Annotated in this window: 16 protein-coding genes; 8 read left to right on the forward strand and 8 right to left on the reverse strand. The window is 37.7% G+C overall.

The window, feature by feature from the left end:
- Positions 1–40: 40 nt before the first annotated feature.
- Complete coding sequence (locus tag ACFIKG_RS05015) at positions 41–1,162, reverse strand: ATP-dependent RecD-like DNA helicase (protein ID WP_375627119.1); 1,122 nt, start codon at positions 1,160–1,162, stop codon at positions 41–43.
- Positions 1,163–2,199: 1,037 nt separating this feature from the next.
- On the opposite strand from ACFIKG_RS05015, the gene ACFIKG_RS05020 reads away from it, so the two are divergent.
- From ACFIKG_RS05020 to ACFIKG_RS05040, 5 genes are all read left to right on the forward strand, one after another.
- Positions 2,200–3,126, forward strand: a complete 927-nt coding sequence (locus ACFIKG_RS05020) for a D-2-hydroxyacid dehydrogenase family protein (protein WP_375627117.1) — start codon at positions 2,200–2,202, stop codon at positions 3,124–3,126.
- Between the two features lie 279 nt (positions 3,127–3,405).
- Positions 3,406–3,822, forward strand: coding sequence for an MFS transporter (locus tag ACFIKG_RS05025; RefSeq protein WP_375651858.1), 417 nt, complete (start codon positions 3,406–3,408; stop codon positions 3,820–3,822).
- Positions 3,823–4,156: 334 nt separating this feature from the next.
- A complete protein-coding gene (locus tag ACFIKG_RS05030) occupies positions 4,157–4,378 on the forward strand; it encodes a hypothetical protein (protein ID WP_375648639.1) in 222 nt (73 codons plus the stop codon).
- Positions 4,379–4,527: 149 nt separating this feature from the next.
- Positions 4,528–5,022 (forward strand): hypothetical protein, encoded by a 495-nt coding sequence (locus ACFIKG_RS05035; RefSeq protein WP_375648640.1) that lies wholly within the window; start codon positions 4,528–4,530, stop codon positions 5,020–5,022.
- 205 nt (positions 5,023–5,227) lie between these two features.
- Entirely contained in the window at positions 5,228–5,500 is a 273-nt protein-coding gene (locus tag ACFIKG_RS05040; RefSeq protein ID WP_375627113.1) for a hypothetical protein, read from the forward strand.
- Between the two features lie 615 nt (positions 5,501–6,115).
- On the opposite strand, the gene ACFIKG_RS05045 is transcribed toward ACFIKG_RS05040, so the two are convergent.
- The 7 genes from ACFIKG_RS05045 to ACFIKG_RS05075 form a co-directional block, all read right to left on the reverse strand.
- Positions 6,116–7,915, reverse strand: a complete 1,800-nt coding sequence (locus ACFIKG_RS05045; protein ID WP_375627111.1) for an acetolactate synthase 3 large subunit — start codon at positions 7,913–7,915, stop codon at positions 6,116–6,118.
- Positions 7,916–8,184: 269 nt separating this feature from the next.
- A complete protein-coding gene (gene miaA / locus ACFIKG_RS05050; RefSeq protein WP_375651859.1) occupies positions 8,185–9,057 on the reverse strand; it encodes a tRNA (adenosine(37)-N6)-dimethylallyltransferase MiaA in 873 nt (290 codons plus the stop codon).
- Positions 9,058–9,990: 933 nt separating this feature from the next.
- Complete coding sequence (locus ACFIKG_RS05055; RefSeq protein WP_375627107.1) at positions 9,991–11,517, reverse strand: Do family serine endopeptidase; 1,527 nt, start codon at positions 11,515–11,517, stop codon at positions 9,991–9,993.
- Positions 11,518–11,668: 151 nt separating this feature from the next.
- On the reverse strand, positions 11,669–12,607 hold the full coding sequence (gene hflC, locus ACFIKG_RS05060) for a protease modulator HflC (RefSeq protein WP_375627105.1): 939 nt from the start codon (positions 12,605–12,607) through the stop codon (positions 11,669–11,671).
- Positions 12,608–12,609: 2 nt separating this feature from the next.
- Complete coding sequence (gene hflK, locus ACFIKG_RS05065) at positions 12,610–13,749, reverse strand: FtsH protease activity modulator HflK (RefSeq protein ID WP_375651860.1); 1,140 nt, start codon at positions 13,747–13,749, stop codon at positions 12,610–12,612.
- A 119-nt stretch (positions 13,750–13,868) separates the two neighbouring features.
- Positions 13,869–14,378 (reverse strand): dihydrofolate reductase, encoded by a 510-nt coding sequence (locus ACFIKG_RS05070; protein ID WP_375651861.1) that lies wholly within the window; start codon positions 14,376–14,378, stop codon positions 13,869–13,871.
- Complete coding sequence (locus ACFIKG_RS05075) at positions 14,375–15,169, reverse strand: thymidylate synthase (RefSeq protein ID WP_375627102.1); 795 nt, start codon at positions 15,167–15,169, stop codon at positions 14,375–14,377. Before ACFIKG_RS05075 ends, ACFIKG_RS05070 begins: the two co-directional genes overlap by 4 nt.
- A gap of 194 nt (positions 15,170–15,363) precedes the next feature.
- On the opposite strand from ACFIKG_RS05075, the gene ACFIKG_RS05080 reads away from it, so the two are divergent.
- From ACFIKG_RS05080 to ACFIKG_RS05090, 3 genes are all read left to right on the forward strand, one after another.
- Positions 15,364–16,671: an MFS family transporter gene (locus ACFIKG_RS05080; protein WP_375626091.1), complete on the forward strand. Its 1,308-nt coding sequence runs from the start codon at positions 15,364–15,366 to the stop codon at positions 16,669–16,671.
- A gap of 607 nt (positions 16,672–17,278) precedes the next feature.
- Complete coding sequence (locus tag ACFIKG_RS05085; RefSeq protein ID WP_375626092.1) at positions 17,279–18,589, forward strand: MFS family transporter; 1,311 nt, start codon at positions 17,279–17,281, stop codon at positions 18,587–18,589.
- A gap of 651 nt (positions 18,590–19,240) precedes the next feature.
- Entirely contained in the window at positions 19,241–20,548 is a 1,308-nt protein-coding gene (locus tag ACFIKG_RS05090) for an MFS transporter (RefSeq protein WP_273790760.1), read from the forward strand.
- Positions 20,549–20,564: the final 16 nt, after the last annotated feature.

Here is a 20,564-nt window from a genome sequence, read left to right on the forward strand (position 1 = left end):
GCATTTTCCATCTGAAACTTAGATAATATACATATTTTTTCTATCGAACAATCATTAAACGTTCTGCTGCGCGCGTAATTCCCGTATAAAGCCAGCGCGCATACATATCACGAAATGCAAAACTTTCATCAAACAAAACGACGTTATTCCATTGAGAACCTTGCGCTTTATGAACCGTTAATGCATACCCATAATCAAAATCATCATATCGCTTTTTTAATTGCCATGAAATTTCTTGATCAGGGTTTTCAAACGCTGCTTTTAACAGTTTAATCTTTGCTACCCCACGCTCACTTTCTTCTGGTTTCACAAGAAGATTAATACTTGGTTTAACTGTTTCCTTCTGTGAAGTCATCACCTTCCATAAAGAGCCATTCAACAAACCTTTAGTAGGATCATTTCGCAAGCACACAAGCTTGTCTCCTGCTTGCGGATAATCTGCTGTAAATCCTTTTAACACACGCAAACGCTGATTATAAAGGTAGCGCGTACGATTAACCCCTACCAATACCTGATCAGCATCCAAAACCAATTGTTGATTGACCTCTTTACGTGTAACAACGCGCGCTTCTCCATAGTCACCATAAGCAATATCGCGTCCTTCACGCACATCCATAGCAAGACGTATAATCGGATTATCCCGCGCTTGCCGATGAATTTCTGAAAGAAGAAAATCTGGTTCTCCATTAGAAAAAAATCCTCCACCTGATATAGGAGGCAATTGACCTGGATCACCAAGAACAAGAATTGGCGTCCGAAAGCTCATTAAATCACGCGCCAATTTTTCATCTACCATCGAGCACTCATCGACAATAATGAGCTTAGCTTGTGCAGCTGCACTCCTCCGATTTAATGCAAATGTCGGTGCAATAGACTTCTTTCCCGTAACTTCATCGGAAACTTCTTCTTCCCCACGCGGACAATAAATCAACGAATGAATAGTACAAGCATTACTGGCACCTTTAGAGCGCAAAACCTGTGCCGCTTTGCCTGTAAACGCCGCAAACTGAACAGAACCATCAACTGTTTCAGCAAAATAGCGTGCCAGCGTTGTCTTACCCGTCCCCGCATAGCCAAAGAGGCGAAAAAGTGGAGAACGCCCCTCTTTCAACCACGCAGCAACAGCCTTCAATGCATTATCCTGTTCCGGTGAAAACTGCATGACTTACCAACATAAAATTTGCATAAAAAGAGCACTATTTTGAAAAAAAACAACTATCAAGAAAAACTTTTTTATTAAGAATTGCTGACACACGCCCATCTAACAACTTTCATAGCACAATTATCAATTATTTACCCATTGCTTTTTCAAGATATTGTAGCAATCTAAATTTTATCTATACATCGATCTTCTTGGTAACACCTTATACTTATCAAATAAAATATCATTTTTTACAACAGTAACACCAACAATGGAATATGCATGTCTTAAATTTAAAATAATACCTATATACGCTTTTTCTAACCAAAATTTAGAATGAGAAAAAGAGCATTGCAATTGCAAAACCCTCGCTAGAAAAAATGTCCTTAACAGGATAAGAATAATGTAATTTTATGAATACTATTTTACACAATCACTCAGCTTTCTTGCACATAAAAATAAAGTACATCCACTATTACGAAATAATAATTAAATATATCAAAAACCTTTTGGCGGAAATAGAAATAGCTCTCAACAAAACGACTTAACCCTATGATGATACACCTATATATTTCCTATTTCCCTCTTATCACGATTTTAATAAATTTACTCTTCATGCTACAAATAAGTTATATCTCAACGAATAAAGAGAGACATCACGCTTATATAAAGCCCGCTTTATCTTGCACAAATATGTAGCGTTTTCTGTTTCGACAATAAAATCTGGTTCGTAAGTATGGCCTTCTTGGTAGTCTATTATAAGAAAAATGGGACATGGGTTTCAGTCCAGCGTAGCACTTCAGGTCCGTCCTCTAGAATATGAGAAAAGCGCAATTCTCCATCTACTGAGTCAAACTTTTTGTCGCAATGTTTTAAAGTTTATAAAAACTAACTGATTAATGCTATTCTTATTGCTAGAAACAACAATGAAATCAAGGGGTATAATTTGTTAATAGGCTTGGCGTTATGTCAAAATATCAGCGATGAGATTGCTTTTTGGTTGTTTTAGAAATGAAATAATGAGCTCAAATATTGATGAATGAAACGGGAGATTTAAATTGAAAATATTAATTCCAGATGACTATCAAAAAGCTACCCTAACATTACAGTCTATTACAAAATTAATGAAATCGCATGAAGTGCTTGTTATAAATAATTTAGCTAAAGAATGTGATTTAGAAGATAAGCTCAAAGAGATAGATATTCTTATCTTAATCAGAGAGCGGACCATGGTTGATAGAAATCTTCTCCTGAAACTGCCAAATTTAAAATTAATCTGCCAAACAGGCCCCATAGGTTCACATATTGATATAGAAGCTTGTAGAGACTTAGGAATTGAAATATTAGACGGTGGTGGAGATCCAACTTCTGCTGCTGAATTTGCGTGGCTCTTAATTATGTCTGCGCGTAGAAAACTCTGTAAATCTGTGTCTGATATGAAAAAAGGACGATGGCAAACAACATTTGGCAACCAAATGAAAGGGGCTACTCTTGGAATATTCGGGTTTGGGCGTATTGGTAAAATGGTTGCTCAATATGCTCAAGCTTTTGGCATGTCCATTTTGGTTTATGGGAGCGAACGTTCAACGCAAGAAGCAAAAAATTTAGGTTATCATTTTACGCATTCAAAAGATGAATTTTTTACACGTCCTGACATTATATCCGTACATTTACGTTTAAGCGATAAAACCAGAGAAATCATTCAATTAGATGACCTATTGAGCATGAAACCTCATGCTATTTTTGTCAACACAGCGCGTTCAGCTTTGGTTGAAAAAGGGGCGATAGAAAAAATACTAAGTTTGGAAAATTCAACTTACTTTGCACTGGATGTTTATGACAGCGAGCCGGTATATGAGAGCAAATTATTGCAATCAGATAGAGTTCTTTGCACACCGCATCTGGGCTATGTGACTGAAGAAAGCTTTGAGAATTATTTTGAAAAAGCTTGCCAAAATATAGCGTCTTTTATGAAGAGCGCTTAATGCCGGATGAGCCAATGTTTGTAAAATTTATCTTATATCGCTAGCGTATCAAATTTGCACGACACATAATAGCTTATTTCCTTAAATTAAGCATATTCCTTAGCTTTCATATTAAGACCAATCGTATTGACAGATTTTTATGTAATCAGCATAAAATACCTAATTTATTGTTGCAAGCATTATTAAAAAAAGGCTACTTTATTGGAATACACTTTAATTGGAGGGGGCATAGTGAGCAATAATAAATTTATAGAAAAAAATTATTATAGATGGATTATATTGCTTGTTGCCACTATCGCTCAAGCATCAGCTTGCTTCTTTGTTCAAGGGATTGGTCCTTTAGCTGAATTTTTTAAGAAGGATTTCTCGCTTAGTGACTCTCAGATAGGTTTGCTGTCTTCAGCAGCGCAATTCCTACCTATTATTGGGTTACTTGTAGCTGGCGAATTACTAGACAAGTTTAACGAGCGCTATATTGTTGGAGTTGGAGCGGTCGGTGTTTCTGTCGCTCTTTTGTTGGGAGCAATCGCAGATAACTATATTTCCCTTTTGGTCTGTTTGCTAATTGTAGGGGGATTTTATAGTTCTGCTCAACCCGGTGGCGCTAAATCTGTTTCTTCATGGTTTCCACAATCGCAGCGCGGATTTGCAATGGGAATAAAGCAGACGAGGCTACCATTAGGTGGGGGACATTAGCTGGGATAGTTCTTCCTGCTAGTGCGCTTGTCTATGGCATACAAGGTGCGTTTTTGGTCAGTGCCATAGTTTCTTTTTTAGGTGGATGTATATTATTATTTTTTATCACTCACCAGCAAAAGTTGTAGCTCTCGTTCCAGAAAGTAAGGCAAGAGTTTCGTTCCATGCAAAGGTATTGTCTCGTCTTGCGATGTTGGCTGCGCCATATATGCCGTATATGAAGAATATTATTTTTTCAGGCGTTTCACTTGTGATAGTTTAATATGTTTTAACCATTTTTATAATGATTTATTTTTATAGAATCTATCACCTGTCTTTAGATAAAAGTGCTTATTTGTTCTTTGTTTCACAGGCTTCTGGTGCCTTAGGAAGAATTATTTTAGCAGCGTGGAGTGATCATTGTAGAAAAGGACGATTTTTTCCTGTCTTCTTTTGCATGATTGCAGTCGTTTTTGGATTTTTAATATTAATTTTGGGTATTAGTGGATCGATAATTTATTTAACTATTTTATCTGCTTGGTTAGGTTTTTTTGGATTAGGATGGTATGGCCCTTGAGTTGCTTATATTGTAGACTCTTCGTCGAAAGAAAGCGTTGGACTTTCTCTGGGTTTAGCAATGTATGTAAATCAAATCGCAATTATTACTGCTCCACCATTATTTGGATTAATCCAAGATTTTACAGACACTTATTTACTAACTTTGAGTTGAGCAATGGCGAAAGAGACAAACTTTGGGAGGCTTTAGACCATGTTATTTATGATCCATACGGTGGTATTGAATATTCGGTTAAGCTAAAAAAAATAGCATTTTCGCTGCTACCCCATAGAATATTGACAATTCTTATGAATCAAAAGATGTCTATTACCCCTAGAGCATATTTAAGCTTTGAAAACCTTCCAATTGATAGACAAATTAATACGTCACCTAATCCTTATAATTTAGATGCGTCTTGTAAAAGTGGCTATATTAGCGAAAATTTAATTATGATGTTTTCTTTATTAATCGGAGAGCCTTATTCAATTAAATTTGAAGGCGAACATATAGTAAACAACCTAGTTCCTTTAGAGGATAATAAAAAAGATTATACAGGATTAGGATCTGAAGTTGAGTTAGATTTTCATATAGAAAATACTGCACTAAAATTTATAACGAGTTTAAATTTATCTCCTAAAGGGATATTTTTCTGGTGTTCGCAATGATGTTGATGGCCCGTTAACGAGAATATCTGGTGCACATCTAGCTTTAAAACTTTTAAGTGAGAAGGATTTGAGTAGCTTAAGGGATAATTTATATATAATTAATTTTCTCTATAGAGGAGAAATTGGGTAACCTCTACAAGTAAAGTGCCTCCTAGTTCGAGAGGACGGTGAATTCCCAGATATCAGCGCTGTTTTTTATCTGGGCATGTTAGAGCCACAGTCAAAAAAAGCTAAGGAAGCTTTAAATCATTTTTATGAAGCTATGAAGACTGTATCTTTTGGAATTGATGTACAACTAGGAAGATTATTATACATTGATAACAGAATGGCTCTACACTCTGGAGGTAAATTTTTTGGATCATTTGATAGTTATGAAAATCCAATGCGGTGGATTCAAAGAGTGTTTGTGTCTGCAGATTTATGGAATCATAAATATGTAGAACAAATAAAAGAAAGAATATTTGATTTTCAATGTTAATGTCCTGATAATGATACGATGTTGAGTATTATTCCGGTTTATATATATTGACTACACATCTCATATGTATGGATTTCCCCCGCATAATCAGGTGAGATTACTACCTGATTATAAGCTATGGTGGCCAATTGATTTTCTATGGCTGCGTTTGATCTTTGTTATATTTGCCCTTCCTTTCAAGCCGCTAGGGGGATTTTCCTATCAATCCCTTGAAAGAGCGATTTGGAGTAATTTCATAATGCGAAACCAAAACATAGTGACAAACTTTTCTATTGTTTTCACAAGTATGACGGTTTGCATGGTTGCCCCCTTCAAGCACGGTGGCTTTTTTCTTGCACAATGGAATCTTTCATATATGAGACAACATAATTAATTTATAACAGACAATTCAATATATTATCTAAAAAATGCAACGAAATAGCTATTAATGTGAACATATGAATTAAAAAAACAAACATCGCATACAAATAATAATACACCCCATGTCTTTAAACAAAGAATGAAAATCATAAAATGAGCTCTAAGGATAATAGGAACTCTCCACAAAGAAGAGACAGAGATGAAGACTCCAAAGACTTCATCACCATCCTTTACTATTTTGTTAACATATTCATTTTATACAAGAATCTTTCCCTCGGAAGAAACAGCATTTGCAACAGCTTCCTCGCTTGCCTCATCGGGTAATAACATCTCATTATGAGCACATCCCGATGGGATCATAGGAAAACAGTTTTCTAAATGATAAACACGACAATCGAAAAGAACTGGCTTATCACAGTCAATCATCTGCTGAATTTTATTATCAAGTTCATCGGGTTTTGAACAATGAATTCCCACGGCTCCATAAGCTTGTGCCAATTTCACAAAGTCAGGCATAGATTCCGTATAAGAATGAGAAAGACGATTACCATGTAGCAATTGCTGCCACTGGCGAACCATCCCCATATACTGATTATTTAAAATAAAAATTTTCACTGGTGTATCATGCTGAATAGCTGTTGCAAGTTCTTGAATATTCATCTGAATGGAGGCATCACCAGAAATACACACAACAAGCGCATCAGGATGTGCTATTTGAACACCGATAGCCGCCGGAAGACCATACCCCATCGTTCCAAGACCACCAGAAGTCATCCAATGTTTTGGTTCATCAAAATGATAATACTGTGCTGCCCACATCTGATGCTGTCCGACATCCGTTGTGATATAAGCACATGCATCTTTAGTAAGAGCATAAAGTCGTTCAAGAGCATATTGTGGCATGATAACATCTTTTTTTTCCATATATGCCAATGAATTACGAGCTTTCCAGCGATTAATTTGCGTCCACCACGCCTCACGGACTTCACTGTTAAACGCTGGTTTCTGTATCTTTAAGAGTTGCGTCATATCTCCTAAAACACAAGCCACATCACCAATAAGGGGCACTTTCACTTTTACGATCTTATTAATAGAAGAAGGATCAATATCAATATGGATAATACGCGCATGAGGTGCAAATGCATCCAATCGCCCTGTGATACGATCATCAAAGCGCGCACCAACAGCCAACATAACATCACAATCATGCATGGCCATATTAGCCTCATAGGTTCCATGCATCCCAAGCATTCCAAGCCAATTTTTGCCAGAAGCGGGATAAGCACCAAGCCCCATGAGCGTTGATGTAATCGGAAAATCACCCAGTTGAACTAAATCGCGCAAAAGCTTTACAGCTTCCATCCCTGATGAAATAACACCACCACCAGAATAAATAACAGGACGCTTTGCTTCTACTAAGAGAGAAACAGCCTCTTCAATAGCCTGCGCATTCCCTTTCGGCTTTGAATAAGAACGCATAAATGTCGGCGCTTGAGGTGCTCTATAAATTCCTGAAGCAAATTGAACATCCTTAGGAATATCAATCAAAACCGGTCCAGGACGACCTGATTGAGCAAGAGAAAAAGCTTCATGAATAATAGCCGCAAGATCATTGACGTTTTTAACCAGCCAATTACGCTTCGTACAGGGCTTTGTAATTCCAACCGTATCAGCTTCTTGAAAGCCATTTGTTCCGATGATCGTTGTCGCTACCTGACCAGAAAAACAAACAAGAGGTATAGAATCCATAAGAGCATCTTGCAAAGGTGTAACAGCATTCGTTGCGCCTGGACCAGAAGTCACAAGCATAACGCCTACCTTTCCAGTACTGCGTGCATAACCTTCAGCAGCATGCCCTGCAGCTTGTTCATGGCGCACCAAAATATGCTGGAGTGTATCTTGGTGATAGAGCACATCAAAAATAGGCAGAACAGCCCCACCAGGATAACCAAAAATATGTTTAACCCCTTGATCTATAAGAGCCTGAATCACTATTTCAGCCCCCGACATTATTTTTCCATCTGCACTCTCTTGCTTTCTTGGATCATTTCTCATTTTTCCCACTCACCTACTTGATAGGACAATAAAAAAGCCCCTAACGGAGCCCATAAAAAAAGACCCCAAAGGAGCCCATTACACAACACATACTGTATGATCACCCCCATTATTCCAACGTATAAAATATATAAAAATTTCCTTGTAGAAAGATTTCTAATTCCATTGATACCATTCGTCAATAAAAAATTATATTTTCTAAAAAATTCTTTTTCACGAATTATCTTTTATCTTTCGATAAGTTTCTTTGCAAAGCTCTAGCTCTTTTATCAAAAAGTAAGCATCCATTCTTCATCAAATTGATTACGAAACCATGTCATTTGTCTTTTTGCGTATCTCCTCGTTTGTGTTTTCACCGCTTCAAGAGCATTCTCAAAGCTTCTATATCCATCCAAATAAGCCATAAATTCAGGTATACCAATAGCCTTCATTGCTGGTAATGAAGGGGAAAGCTTAAGATTCTTCATAATCATCACCTCTTCTAAAGCTCCTCTTTCAATCATAGAATCCAAGCGTTTATGAATACGTTCATAAAGCAGAAGACGTGGTGGCATGAGAAGAATTTTTTCGATGAAATTCGGCGCTATGAGAGGTGTTGTTTTTTGTTTCTGCCACCAACTGAGCGTCTTACCGGTTGCATCATAAACTTCCAAAGCACGGACAATACGTTGACCATCGTGCGAAGAAATTTTTTCAGCAACAACAGCATCAATCTGCAACAACTGGCGATAAAGATTTGCAACGCCCTCTTTATCAAGCCGAAGTCGCCACTTCTGCCGCACAACATCTGGAACATGAGGGATTTCCGAAATCCCCTCTAAAAGAGCACGAAAATAAAGTCCTGTTCCACCAACAAAAATAACTGATCTTAAAGAAAAAGTAGCCAATAGCTTCTCGACATCACACAACCATTGCCCTACTGAATAATTCAAAGTAGGACTCACATGACCATAAAGATAATGTGGAACAATCGCAGTATCAGCCTCTGTAGGCCGTGCCGTTAAAATATTTAAAACATCATAAACCTGCATTGAATCAGTGTTAATAATGAGAGCATTTTTTTCTTGAGCCATTTTCAAGGCAAGTTCTGACTTCCCACTTGCCGTTGGTCCCGCTATTAATGTAACTGTTCTCTGTGTCATGAATAGCAATTTCTCCCAATCAATAACTTATTGCAACACACAGCCCCCAAAGCCCCCTATGAAACTTATAAAAAAAGAAAAAATTGACTTAATAACGACACCAAAGGAATTTCCAAGCATTTTTGCTATCATAATTCAATAATAAATTACAGCCATAATCATTCTGTCCGTTAGTCCATTAAAAATAAACATATTCTTTGTCATCATTTATGAAAATAATACTGAGCTTAACCTATACAATCAAACAGCTTTATTTTTTCCTATAAAAACAGCATGTTACTCTGGTTTATAATAAGAGATTCAGAAATTGTCTTCTGTACGCTCTCTTTCTTATAACTATTTTTTCATCCATCACCAAGAAAGGTATAAATATATATAACTAATTTAGTCTAATATCATTTTTCTCTAGGATAACTTTTTTCAAAATGAAGTAAAAAAACGTTCTCTATAGCACACAAAGTACAATCACAAAGTTCTAAAAGTCTCACTAAAGAAAACATGATTTATAATAATTGCACCCTTTATTTATAATAGTTGAGCGTTTTGCAACCTGAATAAGAGCTCCCAATATCATAAGATTTTCTCATTTTTATCCTTCTCATAAAGTGCCATATCAATACCATTCACTTGTGCATCAAAAGCAGAGATAAAAATTTGACTTAAACACAAGACATAGATCTTTTATGCAGCACTTCAAAGCCTAGGCTGTTGCAATATTGGGAACTAGCAAATCTATTATGGTACCAACTTGTACTTTTATTTAATGCAAAAATAGAGCTGCCCAACGGATTTTATATTATACAATCCATGCCTTTTTGTCATGAAATGAGCTTGAGAAATATTGGACATCACATGGTTGAGCTACAAAGTAGCCACATACCAAGGCTGATAAAAAACAAAAAATTAATTTTTAAGCCTCAATCCATTGGGGTATCAATCCATTAGGAGCGTTAGGAACCGTAACTCTCCATCTGGACGCGCTACGATGAATAGAGCATTTTTGCGTCCAGCTTCACGTAATTTATGAATACGTTTTTTAGCCTCATCGATTGTTGTGATAGCACTCTGATTAATATCAATAATGACTTCACCAACGCGAATACGCTTTTTATCCGCTGCGCTATTTTGTGCAACAGATGTTACCACTAGTCCTCGAAGTTTATCTGAAATTGAATAACGATGACGCAAATCCTCTGTCAATTCAGATAGCGTCATTCCCATAAATTGCATTGTCACGCTTTTCGACAGATCATTGTCTTTTTTATCATCAACTTCTTCTTCTATATCTTCATTTGCATCTGTTTCAATCAAACGTCCAAGCTTAACTTTTACTGTTTTTTCTTGCCCATTCCGTAAAACAGTAACATCCACCACTTTTCCTTCTGAACTTTCTGCAACTAAACGCGGCAAATCACGTGCATGCTTAATTTTTGCATTACCAAAGGAAAGAATAACATCTCCAGTTTGTAACTGGCTATTATCTACATTATTTTCTTCCGTCTGTTCTATTTTACCAGCCACTAATGCTCCTACAGCATTGTCCAATTTTAAACTTTTTGCAATATCCTCTGTTACCGGCTGAATACGAATAGCCAACCAACCACGCCTTATTTCTCCAAAATCACGCAATTGATTAATAACAGCAAGGGCCATATCCGATGGAATAGCAAACCCAATACCGATAGATCCTCCAGAAGGTGAAACAATTGCTGTATTAATGCCAATGACTTCACCATTTCTATCAAATAACGGACCACCAGAATTGCCCCGATTAATTGCTGCATCTGTTTGAATAAAATTATCATAGGGACCAGCATTAAGATCACGGTTACGTGCAGAAATAATACCAACCGTTACACTTCCACCAAAACCATAAGGATTACCAATAGCCATAACCCAGTCACCAATACGTGCTTTTTCTGAGTCACCAAAACGCACAGCTTTTAATTTTTTACGTCCCGCATCCACTTGAAGTAGTGCCAAATCAGTTTTGCTATCCTTGCCAAGAAGCTTCGCCTTGAGTTTTGTACCATCTGTAAAATTAACTTCAATATCATCAGCATCAACAATAACATGATAATTTGTAACAATAATCCCTTTTTGCGCATCAATCACAAAACCAGACCCCAAAGAACGCACCTTTTGAAATTGACTATTTTTTTGACCATCTTTGGGTGTAAAAAAATCATTAAAATATTCCTCCAGCAATGAATCTTTGGGAATAACGGGTACCGAAGTATTTTCATCCTGTTCGGTTCCTTCAACAGTCTGTGCCGTAGAAATATTCACAACCGTCTCCAAAAGCTCAGAAGCTAAATCAGGAACAGAAAGCAATGTCTTGTTTGTCTCTGCGCTCCAAGACAAATTCACTGATCCTGATAAAAACAAAACCACACACAAAACAACTCTTGTGATAAAAGACTTCAAAAACGTATTTCTACTCACGATACTTCTATCCATGACATGCCTTTAACCAAAGCTGAAAAGAGCCCCACTAAATTTATCTATGTAAAACCAGCACGGCTCGATACTCTCTACGACTTTTATCATAAAAGAAAATGGTCACAGATCATTCTTTTCATGCAAAATCTCGTATCTGCAATCCATTATTTTATCTATTCTCTCCCGATTTTGAATCCGTTTTACTGAGGCCAGTATTCATTGTCGGTAAGAATGATTTATTTGCCTGCGGCGGATTACGAAAATAGAAAAAGAAATCCTCATTTGGTGAAATCACCATCGGAGTATGCTCTAAATTCTTGTATTGTTCCATCGCCAACCAAAAATCGTAAAAAGATGGATTAGCCTCCCTCGCATTCAATAAAAGACGAATACTTTCAGCCTGACCTTCACCACGGGTAATTTCAGCATCACGCTTTGCAGCTGCTACGATTTCTTCATATTCACGATTAGCTTCTGCCACAATACGATCTCGCTCCTGCTGACCACGAGCACGGATATTTTCCGCAGCAGCTTCACGTTCAGCTGCCATTTGCCGATAAACATCTTCTGAAACAGCATCCGTCAAATCGGTTTTACGAATACGCACATCAACAATGGTAATACCCAACGAACCTGCATCTACAGAAAACTGCTTCTGTACTTCAGCCATCATCGCACCTCGTTCATCCGATAAGGCTGCTTTAAATTCTCGCTTGCCATAAACAGCACGTAAAGCGTCAATAAACCGTGGTGCAAGGTTTTCACGTGCCGCAATTTGTGGACGCCCAGAAGCAATGCGCTGTAAAAACAACTTAGGATCTGTAATACGGTAAATAAAGAACGCATCCACCTCATAATACGCACCACCACGAACCTGTACAGATTGTGTAGGAACATCGTAACGCAACAACCGATTATCCACAATGATGATCTTATCTATAAAAGGCGCCTTGAAATAGATTCCAGGGTTAGATTCTACCTGAACAATTTGTCCAAAACGCTTAATTGCTACTTGTTGACGAGGATAGACGATAAAAACGGACATCCACAAAATCATCAAAACAAACACTATAGCACTAAAAACAAACAAAAAACGAGATTGCTGCATAATTAATATCCTCCAGAAATGCGAGAATCCGAAAGCGATGCAGGACGCGCTGATGTTGCCTTCAATTTTTCTGATGAATTGCTACGCAACAATTCGTTCAAAGGTAAATAGGGCACCGCTAGAGAATTTGCCTGATCAAAAACCAACTTATTTGGTGAAGAAAGAATACGCCCCATCGTTTCCATATAGAGACGGTAGCGAGCAGCTTCTGGTGAAATCGCAGCCTCACGAGCTATCGCCTGAAAACGTTCCGCACGCCCTGTTGCCTCTTCAACCATTTGTGCCTTTTCACCTTTTGCGATTTCTCGTGTGCGTGAAGCTTCACCATTTGCTAAACCAATTTTCGTAAAACGCACACGATTCCCCTCTTCAATCATTCTTCCACGTTCCTGCTCCGCCTGCTGAACAGAATTAAACGCAGCAGCAACCTTTGTTGGAGGAGCAGCTTCACTGATAGACACACGGCTTATTTCAACACCAAGTTGATATTTATCTACAGTCAACTGAATAATCTTTCTGACGTCATTAGCAACTTCTTCTTTCTTGTCACGTAAAACATCATCAACCGGCCGCGAACCAATGACCTCACGCATTGCACTCTCAGCAACTTGGCGAACTGTTCCTTCTTGATCATTCACATTGAATAAAAACTGACTAGGGTATGAAATGCGATAGTAAACGGAAAAATTAACATTAACAATGTTCTGATCACTTGAAAGCATTAAGCCATCACTTTGTTGCGCCTGACCAGGCTTCCCACCAATCGCAATTGTTTTTTCCGTTAAAGGTACTTTCATATAGGTCTCAATTGGCCAAAAATGAAAATGCAACCCATCACCAATAATGCCTTCTTTAGGGATGCCAAAGCGCAACTCTACCGCTTGTTCATTTTGCTGAACAATATAAATTGACTGGTATAGCCAAAAAAACACAATAAGCAGAAGGAATAAAACAGAAAAACTGCTTCTCCCGAATTGTTTAAACTGATCCTGCCCTTTGCGCAAAATATCATTAAGATTAGGACCATTTTCGCCACCATTACCGCCACCAGAACCAAAGAGATTCTTAGCTGGTGTTTTTTTGTCACCACTGTTTTTATCGCCACTCCACGGGCCACCACCATTTTGATTTGTCCAGGGCATTATCACCTCTTTAACTGATTACCACTACTCGAACACCAACCATTTGCTTGATCTTATAGGGTGTCTCTTACCTCATTACAATACAACTGATAACCCCTTCCACTTCATATTACAAAAAATTATTTCCGCTCATAAACCACAAAACGTGTCGGATGACTATCTTTTTCTCCTTTTGGAATATCTTGTGTTTCTACAATAGTCCATTTTTCTTTATCAAAAACAGGAAAAAAACTATCCCCTTCTATAGAAGCTAAAACTTCTGTAAGGAATATTTTATCAGCCATATGCAACCCTTGTTGAAAAATTTCACCACCCCCAATAATAAAAACTGCATCTGCACCATTTTGAGAAGCCACACTTTTTGCGATAGAACAGGCTTGCGACAAAGAATGAGCAATAACAGCGCCTTCAGCCGTGAATGCACAATTACGGGTAATAACAATATTTGTACGCCCTGGTAAAGGACGCCCAAGAGAATCCCATGTTTTTCGCCCCATAATAATGGGGTTACCAAAAGTCAAAGCTTTAAAGCGTTGCAAATCCGTGGATAAATGCCAAGGCATCGCACCTTCACGACCTATAACACCATTTTCTGCAACAGCTGCAATTAAACAAACTGGAAAAGTCATACTGCTACCGGTGCCTTAATATGTGGCTGCGCTTCATAATTAAGCAATTCAAAATCCTCAAATTTAAAAGAAAAAAGATCTGTTACCGCTGAATTTATAAGCATCAACGGCAAAGCATTTGGTATACGAGACAGCTGGTATCTCGCCTGTTCAAAATGGTTAGAATAAAGATGAGCGTCACCCAGAGTATGAATAAAGTCTCCCGCTTTAAGTCCGCTTACTTGGGCAATCATCATCGTCAACAACGCATAGGAAGCAATATTAAACGGAACACCTAAGAAAATATCTGCTGAACGCTGATAAAGCTGACAGGATAGCTTCCCATCAGCAACATAAAATTGAAAAAAACAATGACAAGGAGGCAAAGCCATCTCCTCTATCAGTGCGGGGTTCCAAGCAGATACAATTAAGCGACGAGAATCAGGCGTTTCTTTAATCATCGTCAAAAGATGACTGATTTGATCAATCTGCCGTCCATCGGGAGCAGGCCAAGAGCGCCACTGATAACCATAAACAGGACCAAGGTTCCCTTTCTCATCAGCCCACTCATCCCAAATTGACACACCATGTTCCTTCAACCATGCAATATTTGTATCACCCCTCAAAAACCACAAAAGCTCATAAATGATCGAGCGCAAATGCAATTTCTTCGTTGTTAACAGAGGAAAGCCAGCTTGCAAATCAAACCGCATTTGATACCCAAAAATTGATCGTGTCCCCACACCGGTTCGATCTGTACGATCAATGCCGTTATTTAAAACATGCGATAAAAGATCAAGATAGATTTTCATATAAATATTATGGTTGATTCTTAACGTTACAGGAAATAGAAACTTCAAAATTTATAAAAATACAATTCAAAAAAATCCTCCTCCCAAACATCTTTTATAGGAAATCATTATTATACGATTGCATTTTGATGAATCAAATCGTAAATAAATTTTAAAAGAAACAAGTTAGGTATGATCATAAAAGGGATAAATTTATGGAGAATGAACCAACTTTAGCACCACATGATACAAGAAAACGTATCTGGGCTATCGTGTCCAGTGCATCAGGTAATCTAGTAGAATGGTATGACTTTTATGTTTATTCCTTTACGTCCATTTACTTTGCATCACAATTTTTTCCCTCAGATGGCAATGTCGTTACACAACTTTTAAAAGCGGCTGGTGTCTTTGCTATTGGTTTTCTTATGCGCCCAATCGGCGGATGGCTTTTTGGCTTCATTGCCGATCGTTACGGACGCAAACGCTCAATGCTTATCTCAGTTTTTATGATGTGTGGTGGTTCGTTCTTAATCGCCCTACTCCCTACCTATGAAACCATTGGAGTAGCAGCAGGAATTCTTCTACTTTTACTCAGAATGCTTCAAGGGCTTTCTGTCGGTGGTGAATATGGTACAACAGCAACTTATATGAGTGAAATCGCCCTCAAAAATCGCCGAGGATTTTTTAGCTCTTTCCAATACACCACACTGATTGGTGGTCAACTTCTAGCCAGTCTTGTTATATTCATTTTAGCGCTTTATCTCACTGAAGATCAGCTAAAAGCATGGGGCTGGCGTATCCCATTTGCCATTGGTGGACTAGGAGCAATTGTTGCGATTTATCTACGCCGCACGCTCCATGAGACAACGACCAAAGAAAGTCGTTCTAATGCACAAGCTGGTAGTATTAGGGGACTCTTGAGCAACCACCGAAAAGCTTTTTTTCTAGTTATCGGCTTTACCGCTGGAGGATCGCTCACATTCTACACCTATACGACTTACATGCAGAAATATCTGATTACAACCACCGGCTTTGATAAACATACAGCCACAACTGTGATGACTGCTGCACTCTTTGTTTTCATGTTACTTCAACCTGCATTTGGTTTTATGGCTGATAAAATTGGAACAAGAACTTCACTCCTTATTTGGAGTGTCTTATCTATTATCTTTACCATTCCCGGACTTAATGTGATTGGTAGTACTGATAGTACATGGATTGCTTTATCAGTCATTATTGGAATGCTATGCATTATGAGCTTTTATACATCCATCTCTGGCATTGTAAAATCAGAAATGTTTCCCGCTTCAGTACGAGCAATAGGAGTTGGGCTCTCTTATGCTATTGCCAACGCACTGTTTGGCGGTTCTGCTGAATATGTCGCGCTTGGATTAAAAGATCTTGGATATGAATCTGTCTTCTATTTTTATATAACCGGCATGATGATTATTGCATTCATTTCTGTTCTCTTAATGCCAGATGCCCGGAAAGAGGGTTATCTTCAAGGTGATAGTATCCATTAAATTTTCTAAACTAAATCAAGAATCCCGATTTTTCGGGCTTCTTGATTATGATAATACTGTAAAATCAATTTATAGACATGCCTTTCATATCATAAACATCTCTCGTGTCATAAAGGAGAGATATCCTCTTCTTTGATATAAACCATGATGAATAAAGTACCTCATGCCATGACCCTATATTTTTCATGATACCAATAAATCCAGTACACTTAGCTTTAAAACATCAAATCTGCTTTAATTAATATCCTCTTTTCTTTATCAAAAATAAGCAAAACATCGTTTCCTTATTTGTCTAATAATGGACATTAAAGCGCATCTATTATCACCAATCAATCATCTCTCAACCCCCCTTTCTGATCTGAATGATCGATGACACCGTTAAAGATACAATAAAAATCTAAACATATCCTCCTATAAATATGAGCACTGTTTTTGTTCTATGACAAAAATAAAAACTGGAAACATCATGAAAATAAGCCGCTTCCACCCCCTCTTTTTTTAAGAAACATCTTTTAAGAAACATCGCAATACAATTGAATTTTTATGGCTTAAACTGTAAACAACTTTAAAGAGAAGAAAAGTTATAGATCTAAAAGGGGAATACTTCATGAATAATCAAACAACTTTAGATCCACATGATACAAGGAAACGTATTTTTGCTATCATATCCAGTGCATCAGGAAATCTGGTAGAATGGTACGACTTTTATGCTTACTCCTTTGCATCGGTTTATTTTGCATCACAATTTTTTCCTGAAGATGAAGATATCGTTACACAACTTTTAAAAACTGCAGGAATCTTTTTTATTGGCTTTCTTATGCGTCCAATTGGAGCATGGCTCTTTGGATTCATTGCGGATCGTTATGGACGTAAACGCTCAATGCTTATTTCTGTTTTTATGATGTGTGGTGGCTCTTTTCTCATTGCCATACTTCCCACTTATAAAACCTTGGGAATAACAGCAGCATTCCTCCTCCTTTTAGTCCGCATGTTTCAAGGACTTTCCGTTGGCGGTGAATATGGTACAGCAGCAACTTATATGAGCGAAGTTGCACCCAAAAATCGTCGTGGGCTCTTTGCATCTTTTCAATATGCAACAACGATCACAGGTCAACTTCTCGCAAGTTTTATAATATTTATTTTATCCCTTTACCTTACGGAAGATCAGTTAAAAGCGTGGGGCTGGCGTATTCCTTTTGTCATTGGTGGCTTTGGAGCAATTGTTGCAATTTATCTGCGTAGTTTGCTCCATGAAACAACAACCCACAAAAGCCGCTCTGAACAAAATGCTGGTAGTCTTAGAGAACTTTTTCGCAATCATAAAAAAGCTTTCTTTTTGGTTGTTGGCTTTACAGCTGGTGGATCACTCACATTTTATACATACACCACTTATATGCAAAAATATCTGATCACAACCACGGGCTTTGATAAACAAACCGCAACAACGATAATGACTGCCGCCCTCTTTATTTTTGTGCTACTCCAACCCCTTTTTGGTTCCATAGCCGATAAAATTGGAGCAAGAGCTTCACTCATTAGTTGGAGTACTTTATCCATTATCTGCACCATTCCTGTACTTAAAATGATTGGGAATGCCCATAATGCATGGGCAGCACTCTTAATCATCATTGGAATACTCTGTGTTATGAGCTTTTATACGTCCATTGCTGGTATCATAAAAGCAGAATTGTTCCCAGCCTCAATCCGCGCAATTGGTGTTGGATTTGCTTTTGCCATTGGGAATGCACTATTTGGCGGTTCTGCTGAATATGTAGCGCTTGGATTAAAAAATATGGGATACGAATCTGTTTTCTTTTTTTACATAGTTGGTATGATGGTCATTGCACTCATCTCTATTCTCCTTATGCCCGATATAGATAAAGGAGGATATCTCGATAAAGACAATAAACTTCATTAAACTTATTTTCTGGATAAAAAAGCCCAAGAAATTGGGCTTTTTTTGATCTCCTCTCCACCCTAATAAAGAACGAAAAGTCCGCCCCGCATTCGTCTTATAAACAACACAGTTTCTCTTAAATTGTCTATAGTTACTGCCTTCTTTATGTAATTTACTTGATAAGATTCTATAGGCAAGCCCTATCCTAAATATTTATCACGATATCTAAAAAACACCTTATACGGAAAACCTTATCTGAGCCTTACCTCACCCTCATAAATGATGATGTGTTATGATACAACAAGATAAGTAAGGACACAAAAATGCCCTTTTACATTATTTAAGCTTTATACAATGTCTTCAGTTTTTAGGCTTTCTGCTCATAAAGACCATCTCTTCTATGATCTTCCCGTATGCCAATAATTGCATTCTTCTCATAAAGTTTAAAGGTATCTTGATCTACTTTTCAATGTTCTCTCCCTTTAAATGCAACGTGATAACTTTTTATTCTATAACACAAGTAAAAATCTTAAAACGAATGACAACCTGACTCTAATAAATCATCTTAAAGAGTTTCCCTAAGAATTATTATAATACAATTGAATTTTTCTGGAAATCATAAACAATTAGGTTTAGAAAATATAAACTATAAATACAAAAGGGGAACAATTCATGAAAAATGAAACAACTTCAGCATCACAGGATGCAAGAAAACGCGTTTTTGCTATTATAGCAAGCGCATCAGGAAATCTCGTAGAATGGTATGATTTTTACGTTTACTCATTTGCATCGATTTATTTTGCATCACAATTCTTTCCCTCCGATGGTGATACGATTACGCCACTGTTAAAAACCGCGGGTGTTTTTTTTATTGGCTTTCTTATGCGTCCTATTGGAGCTTGGTTTTTAGGATTTGTCGCCGATCGTTATGGACGTAAACGCTCGATGCTTATATCCATTTTTATGATGTGTGGTGGCTCTTTTTTCATCGCCATACTTCCCACCTATGAAACCTTAGGAATAACATCAGCAATCCTTTTACTTTTAGCTCGGATGATGCAAGGACTTTCAGCGGGTGGTGAATATGGTACAGCAGCCACTTATATGAGCGAAGTTGCCCTCAAAAAACATCGTGGGCTTTTTGCTTCTTTCCAATCTGCCACCCTTATTACAGGTCAACTTCTTGCTAGCTTCATTATATTTATTCTAGCATCTTATCTCTCTGAAGATCAGTTAAAAGCATGGGGATGGCGCATTCCTTTTGTGATTGGTGGTTTCGGGGCAGTGATTGCGATTTATCTGCGTCGTTCTCTCCACGAAACAACCACGAAAGAAAGCCGCTCTCACAAACACTCTGGCAGTCTTAAGGAACTTCTCACCAAGCATACAAAAGCCGTTGTCGTAATTGCATGCTTTGCATCAGGAGGATCACTCACATTTTACACCTTTACAACTTATATGCAAAAATATCTGATCACAACCACCGGCTTTGATAAACATACCGCAACAACGATTATGACAGCTGTACTATTTATTTTTATCCTATTCCAACCCATAGCTGGTATCATAGCCGATAAAATTGGAACAAAAACTTTACTTATCATTTGGAGTATACTCTCTGTCATCTTTACATTTCCTGGACTCTGGATAATCGGTAATACGCATAGTATATGGGTTGCCTTTTCCGTCATTATTGGCTTGCTCTTCATTATGAGCATGTATACATCCATCTCTGGTGTCGTAAAATCAGCAATGTTTCCCTCTTCAATACGCGCATTAGGCGTTAGCATCTCTCATGCCATTGGCAACGCCTTATTTGGTGGTTCTGCTGAATACGTTGCGCTTGGATTAAAAAAGTATGGTCATGAATCACTCTTTTATTTTTATATAACCGTTGTGATGATCATGGCATTCATTGCTCTTCTCTTTGTCCCGAGTATGCGTAAAGGGGGATACCTCCAAGAGGATGAAAAACATTAAACCTTTTTATCAACGA

Origin of the sequence: Bartonella sp. LB28NMGDW, assembly GCF_042194435.1 — a bacterium.
GTDB lineage: Bacteria > Pseudomonadota > Alphaproteobacteria > Rhizobiales > Rhizobiaceae > Bartonella > Bartonella grahamii.